9 protein-coding genes are annotated in these 12,380 nt (G+C 73.4%); 5 read left to right on the top strand and 4 right to left on the bottom strand.

All coding sequences use genetic code 11. From position 1 onward, the window contains the following. The first annotated feature begins 5 nt into the window (after window positions 1-5). The 3 genes from BX286_RS23735 (at window position 6) to BX286_RS23725 (ending at window position 3,815) form a co-directional block, all read left to right on the top strand. Window positions 6-1,670, top strand: a complete 1,665-nt coding sequence (locus tag BX286_RS23735) for a fumarate hydratase (protein WP_187344183.1) — start codon at window positions 6-8, stop codon at window positions 1,668-1,670. Between the two features lie 196 nt (window positions 1,671-1,866). After that, window positions 1,867-2,682, top strand: a complete 816-nt coding sequence (locus BX286_RS23730; protein ID WP_079429572.1) for a glycerophosphodiester phosphodiesterase — start codon at window positions 1,867-1,869, stop codon at window positions 2,680-2,682. Between the two features lie 158 nt (window positions 2,683-2,840). Continuing rightward, window positions 2,841-3,815: an AfsR/SARP family transcriptional regulator gene (locus tag BX286_RS23725; protein ID WP_100862952.1), complete on the top strand. Its 975-nt coding sequence runs from the start codon at window positions 2,841-2,843 to the stop codon at window positions 3,813-3,815. Window positions 3,816-4,030: 215 nt separating this feature from the next. Here BX286_RS23725 and BX286_RS23720 read toward each other — a convergent pair whose 3' ends face one another. The 4 genes from BX286_RS23720 to BX286_RS23705 all read right to left on the bottom strand — a co-directional run bounded on the left by BX286_RS23720 (window position 4,031) and on the right by BX286_RS23705 (window position 9,855). Next, window positions 4,031-4,657: a flavin reductase family protein gene (locus BX286_RS23720; RefSeq protein WP_079429570.1), complete on the bottom strand. Its 627-nt coding sequence runs from the start codon at window positions 4,655-4,657 to the stop codon at window positions 4,031-4,033. A 15-nt stretch (window positions 4,658-4,672) separates the two neighbouring features. Continuing rightward, the gene (locus BX286_RS23715) at window positions 4,673-6,784 is read right to left on the bottom strand and encodes a tetratricopeptide repeat protein (RefSeq protein ID WP_121016260.1); all 2,112 of its coding nucleotides are present in this window, start codon (window positions 6,782-6,784) and stop codon (window positions 4,673-4,675) included. A 40-nt stretch (window positions 6,785-6,824) separates the two neighbouring features. Continuing rightward, a complete protein-coding gene (locus BX286_RS23710; RefSeq protein ID WP_100862954.1) occupies window positions 6,825-8,027 on the bottom strand; it encodes a PqqD family protein in 1,203 nt (400 codons plus the stop codon). Between the two features lie 298 nt (window positions 8,028-8,325). Beyond that, window positions 8,326-9,855, bottom strand: coding sequence for a ricin-type beta-trefoil lectin domain protein (locus tag BX286_RS23705; protein WP_100862955.1), 1,530 nt, complete (start codon window positions 9,853-9,855; stop codon window positions 8,326-8,328). A 108-nt stretch (window positions 9,856-9,963) separates the two neighbouring features. Between BX286_RS23705 and BX286_RS23700 the strand changes: the two genes are divergently transcribed. Next, a complete protein-coding gene (locus tag BX286_RS23700; RefSeq protein ID WP_079429566.1) occupies window positions 9,964-11,367 on the top strand; it encodes an aspartate ammonia-lyase in 1,404 nt (467 codons plus the stop codon). 139 nt (window positions 11,368-11,506) lie between these two features. After that, window positions 11,507-12,226, top strand: coding sequence for a DUF402 domain-containing protein (locus BX286_RS23695; RefSeq protein WP_121016259.1), 720 nt, complete (start codon window positions 11,507-11,509; stop codon window positions 12,224-12,226). The last annotated feature ends 154 nt before the right edge of the window (window positions 12,227-12,380 follow it).

The raw sequence follows: 12,380 nt of genomic DNA, 5'->3' as shown, positions 1-12,380 counted from the left end.
GCCACATGCCGGAGTTCGCGTACACCGACCTGCTGCCCTTGGGCGAGGACACCACCCCCTACCGGCTGGTGACCTCCGAGGGCGTCTCGACCTTCGAGGCCGACGGCCGTACGTTCCTCAAGGTCGAGCCGGAGGCGCTGCGCAAGCTCGCCGAGGAGGCCATCCACGACATCCAGCACTTCCTGCGCCCCGCGCACCTGGCCCAGCTGCGCCGCATCATCGACGACCCGGAGGCGAGCGCGAACGACAAGTTCGTCGCCCTCGACCTGCTGAAGAACGCCAACATCGCCGCGGCCGGCGTGCTGCCGATGTGCCAGGACACGGGCACGGCGATCGTCATGGGCAAGCGCGGCCAGAACGTCCTGACCCGGGGCGGCGACGAGGAAGCCCTCTCGCGCGGCATCTACGACGCCTACACCCGGCTGAACCTGCGCTATTCGCAGATGGCCCCGCTGACCATGTGGGAGGAGAAGAACACCGGCTCGAACCTGCCCGCGCAGATCGAGCTCTACGCGACCGACGGCGGCGCGTACAAGTTCCTCTTCATGGCCAAGGGCGGCGGCTCGGCCAACAAGTCCTTCCTCTACCAGGAGACCAAGGCGGTCCTCAACGAGGCCTCCATGATGAAGTTCCTGGAGGAGAAGATCCGTTCGCTCGGCACGGCGGCCTGCCCGCCGTACCACCTGGCGATCGTCGTCGGCGGCACCTCCGCCGAGCACGCGCTGAAGACCGCCAAGTACGCCTCCGCGCACTACCTGGACGAGCTCCCCCGCGAGGGTTCCGCGCTGGGCCACGGCTTCCGCGACGAGGCCCTGGAGCAGCAGGTCTTCGAGCTGACGCAGAAGATCGGCATCGGCGCCCAGTTCGGCGGCAAGTACTTCTGCCACGACGTCCGCGTGGTGCGCCTGCCCCGCCACGGCGCCTCCCTCCCGGTCGCCATCGCGGTGTCCTGCTCCGCCGACCGCCAGGCCGTCGCGAAGATCACCGCCGAGGGCGTCTTCCTGGAGCAGCTGGAGACCGACCCGGCGCGCTTCCTGCCGGAGACCACGGACGCGCACCTGGACGAGACGGCCGACGTGGTCCGCATCGACCTGAACCAGCCGATGGACGAGATCCTGGCGACGCTGACCAAGCACCCGGTCAAGACCCGCCTCAGCCTGACCGGACCCCTGGTCGTGGCCCGCGACATCGCGCACGCCAAGATCAAGGAGCGGCTGGACGCGGGCGAGGGCATGCCGCAGTACCTCAAGGACCACCCGGTGTACTACGCGGGCCCGGCCAAGACCCCCGAGGGCTACGCCTCCGGCTCCTTCGGCCCGACCACGGCCGGACGCATGGACTCCTACGTCGAGCAGTTCCAGGCGGCGGGCGGCTCCAAGGTGATGCTCGCCAAGGGCAACCGCTCGCAGCAGGTGACCGACGCGTGCGGCGCGCACGGCGGCTTCTACCTCGGCTCGATCGGCGGCCCGGCGGCGCGCCTGGCACAGGACTGCATCAAGAAGGTCGAGGTCCTGGAGTACGAGGAGCTCGGCATGGAGGCGGTCTGGAAGATCGAGGTCGAGGACTTCCCGGCCTTCATCGTCGTGGACGACAAGGGCAACGACTTCTTCCAGAACCCGGCCCCGGAGCCGACGTTCACCCACATCCCGGTGCGCGGCCCGGGCCTGTAGCCCGTGGTGGCGAGGGCCCCTCCCCCGGACGGGGGAGGGGCCCTCGCGCATGTCGGCCCAGGGGCAGACGCCCCGCCGGCGGCGCGTCCCGCGAAGCCGTGACGCGGGCCCGGGCGGTGAGCGGCCGGTGGCCGGGTTAACGTCGGGGTCACAGGCCCGCACCCGGCTGTTCACCCCGGTTCGCAAGGATTCCCGCATGGCACCGACGACCCCCTCCCCCGGCTCCGCCCGCGCGATCCGCGTGGTCGCGCACCGCGGGGCCTCCCACGAGTTCCCCGAGCACACCATCGAGGCCTACCGGCGGGCCATCGCCGACGGGGCCGACGCCCTGGAGTGCGACGTGCGGCTGAGCGCGGACGGGCGGCTGGTGTGCGTGCACGACCGGACGGTGGAGCGGACCTCCGACGGGCGCGGGGTGGTCTCCGAGCTGACGTACGAGCAGCTGGCCGCGTTCGACTTCGGCGGCTGGAAGGGCGCGGAGCACCGGGGGGCGCGGGTGCTGCTCTTCGAGGACCTGCTGAAGGAGGCCCTGGCGGCGGACCGGCCGGTGGGGCTGGCCGTGGAGACCAAGCACCCCACCCGGGCCGGCGGCCGGCTGGAGGCCGAGCTGGTGCGGATGCTGAAGGAGTACGGGCTCGCCGACGGCTCCGACGGCCGGGTCGAGGTGATGAGCTTCTCCCGCAACGCGCTGACCCGGCTGCACCGGCTGGCGCCCGGGCTGCCGTCCGTCTACCTGATCGAGCGGCAGCTGCGCGCCCCGCGGCCGCCGTTCGCCGGGCACGCCGGTCCGGGGATCGACCTCGTACGCCGGGATCCGGGGCTGGTGGGGCGGCTGAGGGCCAAGGGGCTGCGGGTGCGGGTGTGGACCGTGGACGAGCCCGAGGACGTGGAGCTGTGCGTACGGCTCGGGGTGGAGACGATCATCACCAACCGGCCCCGCGCGGTGCGCGAGCAGCTCGGCGCCCGGGCGGTCGCGGCGGGGGCGGACGGGGGCCGGCAGCCCGCCGTGTGACGGTGTGTCATTGGCTGGTTCGCACCCGTGACAGGCAGCCCGCGAGGCTCGAACGTATGCCGTGGCGTGCGGGGCGGTATATCCGCCGGGGGCATGCCGTTGGCCGACGACGGACAGGCGCCCACCGGCGCCGTGGCGCGGGCGAGGGTGACTGGGGCATGGCCGCAGGACAGCACGATGAACGTTCCGCCGGCGGCGACGCCCCCGACGACGGCTCCGGCGGCAGACCGGACGACGGCACCGGCGGCAGACCCGGTGCCAGACCCGGCGGCGACAGCGGCACCGGCGGCGGCGAGGAGGGCGAGCCGAGTTACCTCGTCCTCGGCCCGCTGGAGGTGCGCCGCTCGGGTGCGGTGTGCACGCCCAGCCAGCTCAAGCGCCGCGCGCTGCTGGCGATCCTGCTGCTGCACGCCAACCGGCTGGCGTGCGCGGACATGCTGATCGAGGAGTTGTGGGACGGGCATCCGCCCCGCTGCGCCCAGGCGACCCTCCAGATGTACGTGTCCGGGCTGCGCCGGACGCTGGACCCGGGGCACGGCCGCGCCGGGGGCGACCCCCGCCACCACCCGCTGCTGCGGACGGCCGGCTCCGGCTACGTGCTGCACGTGGAGCCCGGCGAGCTGGACCTGGACCGCTCCCGGGCCCGGGCCGCGCTGGGGCGGGGTTTGCGGACGGCAGGTGACTGCGCCGCGGCGAGCGCGGCGTTCTCGGCGGCCCTCGCGATGTGGCGCGGGCGGCCGCTGGCCGATCTGGGGCCCGCGCGCCTGCCGGCGTACTACGCGGTGCGGCTGGAGGAGGAGCGGCTCGCGCTGGTCCAGGACCGGATCGGTGCCGACATCTGCGCGGGCCGGTCCCGGGAGGTGATCGCCGAGCTGGCGGAACTGTGCGCCCGCCATCCGCTGCGGGAGGAGTTCCACGAGCAGCTGATGCTGGCCCTGGCCGGTTCGGGACGGCGGGCCGAGGCCCTGGACGCGTACGCCCGGGTCCGGCGGGTGGTCGTCCAGGACGTCGGGATCGAGCCGGGGCCGGGGCTCCAGGCGGTCCAGCGGGCGCTGCTGGGCGGCTTACGCCCGACGGGCCCCGAGCACGGCCGATGTCGCAGACCCCTACTCCTCCAGCCGGCCGGCCGCTGACCCGCCGCTTCCCGGAGGGGGGCACCGCCTTCCCCGGTCCCCCGCGCCGCAGGACCGGCGCGCCCCCGCCCGGCCCAGCGGGCGCCCGGTCCGCGGGACCGCGGCTCCTGGGGCATCACCGTTCCCCCGGTGCCGCCCGAGACCAACGGGCGGCACCGCCACGGCCCGTCCCGGACCCGGCCTGCCCGCCGCCCGGGCCAGGCAGCACGGTCCCCCTACGCCAGGTGCCAGTCCAGGCGGCGGCGGTAGTGGACGAGCGGGGTGGCGTCCCGGACGGTGCAGTCGGCCACCTCGCCCAGCAGGACCACGTGGTCCCCGTGCGGGAACACGGCGGCGGCCCGGCACCCCAGGTAGACCGGGACGCCCGCGATGCGGGGCCTGCCCTCGTCCCAGTCCCAGGCCACGCCCGCGAACTTGTCCTCCCCGCGCCCCGCGAACACCCTGGCCAGGGCCTCGTCGGCGGAGCCCAGCAGGTGCACCCCGAAGGGGGTGCCCACGCGGGCCTCCATGGCCCGGTAGGTACGCGAGTCGCGCGAGAGGGCCAGCATGACGGACGGCGGGGCCACGCTGTAGGAGCTGACGGAGGAGACGAGGAGCCCGCACGGGCTGCCGTCGGCCCGCCGCGCGCTGACCACCGCCACCCCGGAGACCAGGCGGGCCATGGCCTCGGTGAACCGGGCCACGGGGTCGGCCGGGCCGGCTTCCCCGCTCCCCCGCCGCTCCCGGCCCCGCCCGGGGGCCGCCTCCCGTCCCGCGTCCCAGCTCGCGTCCCGGCCCGCGTCCCGGCTCCGCTCCTGTTCCCGGCCCCGCTCCAGGCCCTGCTCCCGCTGCCGCACGCTCATCCGCCGCGCTCCGGCTCAGACGGCGCTGCGCTCGGCGGCGCGCCGGCAGGCGTCGCGGCGTTCGACCGCGTCGGGGTCGCCGGTGGCCGCGTACACGGCGTCGAAGTCCTCGGCGGCCCGGGCGAACCGGCCGGCGGTCTCGTGGACCACGGCCCGGTTGAAGCGGAACTCGGGCCGGTCGGCCAGCGCCACCGCCCGGTCGAAATCGGCCACGGCCGCCCCCAGATCGCCCTCTCCGTAGGCCAGTTCGCCCTTGATCGCCCAGGCCTCGGCCAGCCCGGGGTCGCTGGCGAGCGCCGCGTCGACGGCCTCGGCCGCCTCCTTGGTGCGGTCCGCCTCCGCGAGCAGGCGTCCGCGCAGGCAGAGCAGGTGGGCGTGGTCGGGGGCCAGGGCCAGCCCGGCGGCCACGTCCGCCAGGGCCGCCTCGGGGTCGCCGAGGTCGGCGAGCAGGCCGGCCCGGGCGAGGAGGGCCTCCCGGTTGTCCGGGTCGAGCTCCAGGGTGCGGGCGAAGTCGGCGAGGGCGCCGTCGGTGTCGCCGAGTTCCAGGCGGGCGTCGCCCCGGTTGTAGTACGCCTCGGGGAACGGGGCTTCCAGGGACAGGGCCCGCTCGTAGTCGGCGATGGCCTCGTCCAGGCGGCCCAGTTTGCGCAGGATGTTGCCGCGGTTGAAGTAGTGGTCGGCGAAGTCGTCGTCGGCGTCCATGATCTCGCCGTAGTCCTCCAGGGCCGCCTCCAGCCGGCCCGCCATGCTGTTGACCTGGGCGCGGTTGTAGCGGAGGCCGACCTGGTGCCAGGTGCGCTCGCCGAGTCCGAGTTCCCGGTTCAGGCGCTCGATGCCCTGGTCCAGCAGGCGCAGCGCCTCGTCCGGGCGGCCGTCGCGGACCTCGACGAGGGCGAGGCCGTTGCGGTTGAAGACGGAGTAGAAGGCGCGTTCCTTGGGGTCGGGGAGCAGGTCCGCGATGGAGATGGCGGTGTTGACCCAGGCCCGGGCCCGGCGGGGGTCGCGCCGCTCCTCGGGGTAGTGGCGGGCGTAGAGCATGCCGATCTCGTAGGCGAGCTTCATGTGGTGCGCGGGGCTCTGGGTGGCCGTCCGGGCCTCTTCCTGGAGGACGGCCGACTCGTCGGGGCGTCCGGCCGCGGCGAGGCAGACGCCGGATTCGCGGATGAAGATCCACCACAGGTCGGGGCGTCGCTGCGGGTCCGTCAGCCGACGTCCCTCGTCGCCGAGTTCGGCGGCGAGGTGGTAGAAGCCCAGGTACTTGCAGCGGAGCATGGCCGTGCGCAGGGCCTCGACGCCGGCTCCGCCGGGGTCGCTGCCCCGCACCAGGTGGAAGGGGAGGGCGCCCAGCCGCAGGGAGGGCTCGGCCTCCTCGGCGCGGGCGGCGAGCTCGGCGGCGCGGGCGTCGTGGAGGGCGGCGCGCTCCGCCGCGGGCAGGGCCTCGTACGCGGCGGCGAGGGCGGGGTCGTCGTCGGTGCAGTCGCCGTCCACGTAGCGGCGTACCGCCTCGGGGCCGGTGTCGGCGGCCGGGGCGGGGGGTGCGTCGGGGGCGGCGGCCCGGGTGGTGTGGGCGGCGAGGGCGGCCGGCAGGGAGAGGGAGGGGAAGCCGGGCGGGTCGAGGAGTTCGGCCGTGCCGGTGCACAGGACGAGGGTGAGCAGTCCGGGCGGGATCCGGCGCAGGGCGGCGGCCAGGAACTCCTGGTCGGTGACGTCGGCGTGCTGCACGTTCTCCACGACGAGGGTGCGCGGGCCCTCGCCGGCGTCGGTGAGGGCGGCGAGCAGGAAGTCGACGATGCCGTGGGCCACGCGCAGGGAGTGCAGGCGGGCCGGGTAGCGGCTGACCTCGCCGGCCGTGGACTGCTCCTCGATGTGGTGGGTGACCGGCGGTACGAGCGGGGCCAGCTCGGGGGTGCTCTCCTGGAGTTCGATGTAGTGGCGGGCGGCCAGGGCGGGCCGCCGTTCCAGCGCCGCGGGGGCCAGGAGCCGCAGCAGCGTTCCGGCCGCGGTGTACGGGCCGCGCAGGCGGCGGTGCGCGTCGACGGCGGCCAGGAGCGGCGGCAGGTCGAGGCCTGCCAGCAGGGCGGCGCGTGCGGGGCGGTGGGGTGCGGAGATCCAGTGGTGCCCGGTCATGGGCCCGCCTTTCGGAAGAGGCCCGCCGGGGGTGGTCCCGTCAGGCGATGACGTGGTGGAGCCGGGCCCGCCGGCTGCGCAGGCGCTCCCTGGCGGCGAGCCAGAGGGCGAAGGCGATCTGGCCGAAGGTCAGGACGAGGAAGACGGCCGCGTCGGTCAGCTGGACCCAGGTCGAGTGGCCGGTGCCGAAGCGGTCGAGCGAGGCCGAGGTCATGGCGAGGAAGACGGGTCCTACGCCCCACAGGAAGGTGGTCAGGCTGACGGCGTAGCCGATGGGCAGCAGCCAGGAGTACCAGCGGGCGGCCCGCCGGTCGACGGGGTGCCACAGGGACTCGTCGGTGAGCCGGTCGGTGCGTCCGAGCAGCCGGTTGACCCGGTTGGCGAGCATGCGCACGGCCGTGGTGTGCAGGTCGACGCAGCCGAGCACGGTGGTGATGAGGACGTAGATGTCGGTGCGCAGGTAGAGGAAGAACTGCCAGAGCAGCCGGATGAAGGTGGTGAAGGCGACCGCCAGGCAGATGCGGCCGGTCAGTCCGTGCGTGAGGCCGGCCGTGATGACGGCGAGGGCGATCAGGACGACGTCGGCGACCATCCCGGCGAGGATCGGCAGGTAGCGCTTGCGGCGCTCCACCCCGGCGAGGCCGTCCAGGGAGGTCTCCACGACGAGGAAGTAGAAGCGGTACGACATCCTGGTGCGCGAGCGGATGCCCAGGCGGCGGCCGGCGAGGGCGTGGAAGATCTCGTGGACGGCGATGAGCGGTACGGCCACCACGAACAGGACGAGGGTGATCACCGCGTAGTAGTGGCTGAAGACGAGGTCGTCGGGGGTCGGGAGGAGGCCGGGGTCGCGGACGACGCTGACGGCCGCCCAGGCGACGAGGAGTGCGTACGCGGTCCAGGCGGCCGGGGAGAAGGCGGCCTTGCCGAGCCGCTGCCAGCGCACGGGTGCGGCGACCGGTTCCGGCTCTCCCTCGGCGCGGACGAACCCGAGCTCGTGCAGGGCCTCGACCACGTCGGCGACGTCGGCGCGCTCGCCGTACTCGGCCTCGTACCAGTCCGCGGCCTGTGCGGGGGTGGCGCCCTCCTGGAGCCGGCGGACGAGTGCGGCGCCGTCGGGCGGGAAGATCGCGTAGGACTCGGTGTCGCGGCGTCCGATGGTGACCTCGTCGCCGTCCTGGAGGTAGACCAGCGGATGCAGCGCCAGTGGGGTGTCGTCCGTGCTGGTGTGGCCTGGCTCCGCCATGGCGGGGGCTCCGTCTCTCGTGGGCCGGGCCCGGACCGGTGGGGCGCCCCCGGTGTGCCTGGGGACGCCCCTTGCTCGAACGCGCCCGGGGTGCGGTTACGCGGGGCTCGGGTAGTGCGAGCACGCGGAAGAGGTCAGGCGGACCGGACCGGCCTTGCGGATCTGGATCTTCTTCATCTCGAAGCACCTCCTTCGGAGGGTGGGTGGGGGTGGGACGCGTTCCATGCTGCCGAGCCGCTCCAGAAGTTCTCCAAACCGCGGCCAAAGCCGCTGGAGGGCGGGTCGGGGTTGCGGGGGTCTACGCGAAGCGCTGGCCGGCCGAGCCGTTGCAGGTCTGCAGGCGCAGCTGCTCGTGGGCGGCGGCGACGGTCAGGCACAGGGCGGGGGCGGCGGCGGGGTGCAGGGTGGCGCCGTCGCGGACGAACTGCTGGTTGGCGCCGCCGTGGCAGTTCCAGAGGATCAGGCCGGTGCCGGCCGTGTAGGTGCCGCCGGGGACGTCGAGGCAGCGGTCCTGGCTGAGTTCGACGTGGACGGACTTGTTGGCGGTGTCGTACCACCAGCCCTGGTTGCGGCCGCCGTGGCAGTCCCAGCCGACCACCTTGGTGTTGTTCGCGCTGGAGCCGCCGAAGGAGTCGAGGCAGTTGCCGGTGGCCTCGTTCTTCAGGGGTGTGTAGAGGTCGTCCCAGGCGCCGGGCTGGAGGACGGGGGTGCCGGTGCTGGCGGGGTCGGCGCAGGAGGCTTCGCGCAGGCCGGAGCCGTAGAGCTGGGTGAGGCAGGAGGCGAAGGCGCCGTGGCCCCGGTAGTTGGGGTGGAAGGACTGGCGGGCGGTGTTCTCGTCCCAGGGGAAGTGGTCGCCGAGGTCGAGGTAGAGGCCGCGGGCCCAGGTGTCCTCCATGCAGACCTCGTGGCCGTGGAAGAGCCGCGAGTTGTCCAGGTAGGTGGCGCCGGCGGCGAGGGCGGCGGTGCGCATGCCCTTCTCGAAGGCGGGGACGGCGTAGTTGCGGCCCCATGCGGCGTCGGAGTCGTAGCCGGCGCAGCCGCCGGGGAGCTTGCCGGGGAAGCTCGGGTTGTCGTAGAAGTCGGGGCCGATGGGGCTGGGGTAGCCCATGACGACGAGCTTGTAGTCGGAGTCGGCGTAGCCGGCGTCGCGCATGACCGTCTTGAGGTCGCCGATGGTGGCCTCGACCTTGGGCACCAGTCCGTCGACGCGGGCCTGCCAGCCCGGGCCGTACTTGGGTTCGCAGGTGCCCTGGCTGAGGACCCAGCGGGTGACGCAGTCGGTCATGACGGGGCCGAACTGGAGGTCGTCGTTGGCGCCGGCGACCAGGACCACCATCTTGATCTTCGTGTTGCGGGCCTTGATGGCCAGGTTGTCGCTCTGCACCAGTTCGTCGGCGTACTGCTTGCTGCCGCCGATGCGGATGTTGCCGGTGTATCCGCCGGAGCAGGCGACGTTGAAGGTGAGGTCGGCCGGGATGCCCGTGCGGTGGATCGCCGAGTCGGGCGAGCGGTGGCACTGGTTGGCGGAGGTGTTGGTGGCGGGGTCGTAGTTGCCCGTGCCCTCGCCGGAGATCTCGCTGTCGCCGAGGGAGATGAGCCCGGTCTTGCGTTCGGCGAGGGGGCGGATCGCCGGGTCGCCGTAGATCTTGGTGGCCTCGGCGGCGCGGATGGCTTCGAGTTCCGGTGACAGGGGTGTGATCGAGCCGGATGCGGCGGGGGCCGCTTCGGCCATGGGGGTGATGGCGGTGACGCCCCCGAGGGCGGCCAGGGCCGCCGCGACCGCGGCGAATGTAGATCTGAGCCTGGGTTTCGCATGCGAACGAGCCATGTACTGCCTCCCCGATAGCGGTGTTACCCCCGGTATTTACTGGCCGGTAGGGGAGATGGGAACAGTCCGAACAAGACAATTGCTCAACTTTCTGAGGAGGATGTGAAGATGACCGATGATCAGAAGTCCACGGCGTACCGGACCGAGCACGACTCCATGGGTGAGGTACGGGTGCCCGCCGACGCCAAGTGGCGCGCCCAGACCCAGCGCGCGGTGGAGAACTTCCCGCTCTCCGGGCAGCGCCTCGAACGCGCCCACATCGAGGCCCTGGCCCGGATCAAGGCGGCCGCCGCCCTGGTCAACGCGGAGCTCGGGGTCCTGGATGAGGAGACCGCCGCGGCCGTGCGGTCCGCGGCGGCCGAGGTCGCCGAGGGCCGCTGGGACGAGCACTTCCCCGTCGACGTCTTCCAGACCGGCTCCGGCACCTCGTCCAACATGAACACCAACGAGGTGATCGCCACCCTGGCCACCGAGCGGCTCGGGCGCGAGGTCCACCCCAACGACCACGTCAACGCCTCGCAGAGCTCCAACGACGTGTTCCCCTCGTCCATCCACATCGCCGCCACCGCCGCCGTCACCCACGACCTGGTGCCGGCCCTGCGCCACCTGGAACTGGCCCTGGAGCGCAAGGCCGCCGCCTTCGCCGAGGTGGTCAAGTCCGGGCGCACGCACCTGATGGACGCCACCCCCGTCACCCTGGGCCAGGAGTTCGGCGGGTACGCGGCCCAGATCCGCTACGGGATCGAGCGCCTGGAGGCCGTCCTGCCGAGGCTGGCCGAGCTGCCGCTGGGCGGTACGGCCGTCGGCACCGGGATCAACACCCCGCCGGGGTTCTCGGCCGCCGTGATCGCCGAGGTGGCGCGGGCCACCGGGCTGCCGCTGACCGAGGCCCGCAACCACTTCGAGGCCCAGGGGGCGCGCGACGCGCTGGTGGAGACCTCGGGGATGCTCCGCACGATCGCGGTCTCGCTCACCAAGATCTGCAACGATCTGCGCTGGATGGCCTCCGGACCGCGCACCGGATTGGCCGAAATCAATCTGCCGGACCTCCAGCCGGGCTCCTCGATCATGCCCGGGAAGGTCAACCCGGTCGTGCCCGAAGCCCTGCTGATGATCGCCGCACAGGTGACCGGCAACGACACGGCGGTCGCCGTGGCGGGCGCCTCCGGGAACTTCGAGCTCAACGTGATGCTCCCCGTGATGGCCCGCAACCTCCTCGAATCCATCCGCCTGCTGGCGAACGGCAGCCGCCTGCTGGCCGACCGCACCGTGGACGGGATCACCGCCAACGCCGAACGGGCCAGGGAGTACGCCGAGTCCTCCCCCTCGGTGGTGACCCCGCTCAACCGCTACATCGGGTACGAGGAGGCGGCCAAGGTCGCCAAGCGCTCGCTCGCGGAACGCAAGACCATCCGCGAGGTGGTGCTGGAGTCCGGCTACGTCGACCGGGGCGCGCTGACGCTCCGGCAGCTGGACGAGGCGCTGGACGTCCTGCGGATGACCCGCCCCTGAACCGCCCCCGGTCCACCCCGGAGAGGGGACCGGATCCGGTCGTTCGCGACCCCGGCCGCCCGCCCGGCCACCGCTGCGGGGATCCCCACCGTGACCTGCACCGCAGCATCCCCGAGGGGAGCCGCCCTAAGATCTGCGCATGACAGGTACTTCCAGGCCCGGCACCGGCGCGGCGGACCCCGCCGCGCCGGGCGGGACGCACGCTGCGCACTGGGCACCCGGGGCGCAGATCCTCTGGCGCTACCGCGACCACGGCCCCGGACCCGGCGGGCGGTTCCACATCGCCCGCCCGGTGACCGTCGTCCAGGACACCGACGAGCTGCTCGCGGTGTGGATGGCGCCCGGCACCGAATGCGTCAAGCCCGTACTCGCCGACGGCACCCCGGTGCACGAGGAGCCCCTCGCCACCCGCTACACGGCGCCGCGCACCACCGTGCGGTCGCGCTGGTTCGGCGCCGGGGTGCTCAAGCTGGCCCGGCCCGCGGAGCCCTGGTCGGTGTGGCTGTTCTGGGACCACGGCTGGCTGTTCAAGAACTGGTACGTGAACCTGGAGGAGCCGCGCACCCGCTGGCCGGGCGGGCTGGACTCGGTGGACCACTTCCTCGACATCTCCGTCTACCCCGACCGCAGCTGGAAGTGGCGGGACGAGGACGAGTTCGCGCAGGCGCGGCGGATCGGGCTGATCGACGCCGGGCAGGCCGCGCGGGTGGAGGAGGCGGGCCGCGCGGCACTGGAGGTCGTCAAGGCCTGGGGGCCGCCGTTCGGTGACGGCTGGGAGAACTGGAGGCCCGATCCGGCCTGGGGGGTTCCGGTTCTGCCCGAGGACTGGGACCGCACCCCGGCGCATATGACGTCATGAGACCCTTGATGCGCCCCCGGGGTTCAACCGTAGGATCGTCCTCCGCCGGTCGCGCGCGGGGGGCCCTCCTGGTCCCGTACCCGTAAATGACCTGCGGCGACCGGGACTTGACCGGAGGTCGACGCGGAAAGAAAGGTAACGAGCGGGACGCGGA

It is taken from the genome of Streptomyces sp. 3211.6 (assembly GCF_003634815.1).
GTDB classification, from domain to species: Bacteria; Actinomycetota; Actinomycetes; order Streptomycetales; family Streptomycetaceae; genus Streptomyces; species Streptomyces katrae_A.
This window is presented reverse-complemented; position numbering and strand designations above follow the sequence as displayed.

Excerpts from the sequence above, each read along its gene's own strand:
- BX286_RS23735 (WP_187344183.1), top strand. The coding sequence starts at position 6 with ATGCCGGAGTTCGCGTACACCGACCTGCTGCCCTTGGGCGAGGACACC.
- BX286_RS23730 (WP_079429572.1), top strand. The coding sequence starts at position 1,867 with ATGGCACCGACGACCCCCTCCCCCGGCTCCGCCCGCGCGATCCGCGTG.
- BX286_RS23725 (WP_100862952.1), top strand. The coding sequence starts at position 2,841 with ATGGCCGCAGGACAGCACGATGAACGTTCCGCCGGCGGCGACGCCCCC.
- BX286_RS23720 (WP_079429570.1), bottom strand. The coding sequence starts at position 4,657 with ATGAGCGTGCGGCAGCGGGAGCAGGGCCTGGAGCGGGGCCGGGAACAG.
- BX286_RS23715 (WP_121016260.1), bottom strand. The coding sequence starts at position 6,784 with ATGACCGGGCACCACTGGATCTCCGCACCCCACCGCCCCGCACGCGCC.
- BX286_RS23710 (WP_100862954.1), bottom strand. The coding sequence starts at position 8,027 with ATGGCGGAGCCAGGCCACACCAGCACGGACGACACCCCACTGGCGCTG.
- BX286_RS23705 (WP_100862955.1), bottom strand. The coding sequence starts at position 9,855 with ATGGCTCGTTCGCATGCGAAACCCAGGCTCAGATCTACATTCGCCGCG.
- BX286_RS23700 (WP_079429566.1), top strand. The coding sequence starts at position 9,964 with ATGACCGATGATCAGAAGTCCACGGCGTACCGGACCGAGCACGACTCC.
- BX286_RS23695 (WP_121016259.1), top strand. The coding sequence starts at position 11,507 with ATGACAGGTACTTCCAGGCCCGGCACCGGCGCGGCGGACCCCGCCGCG.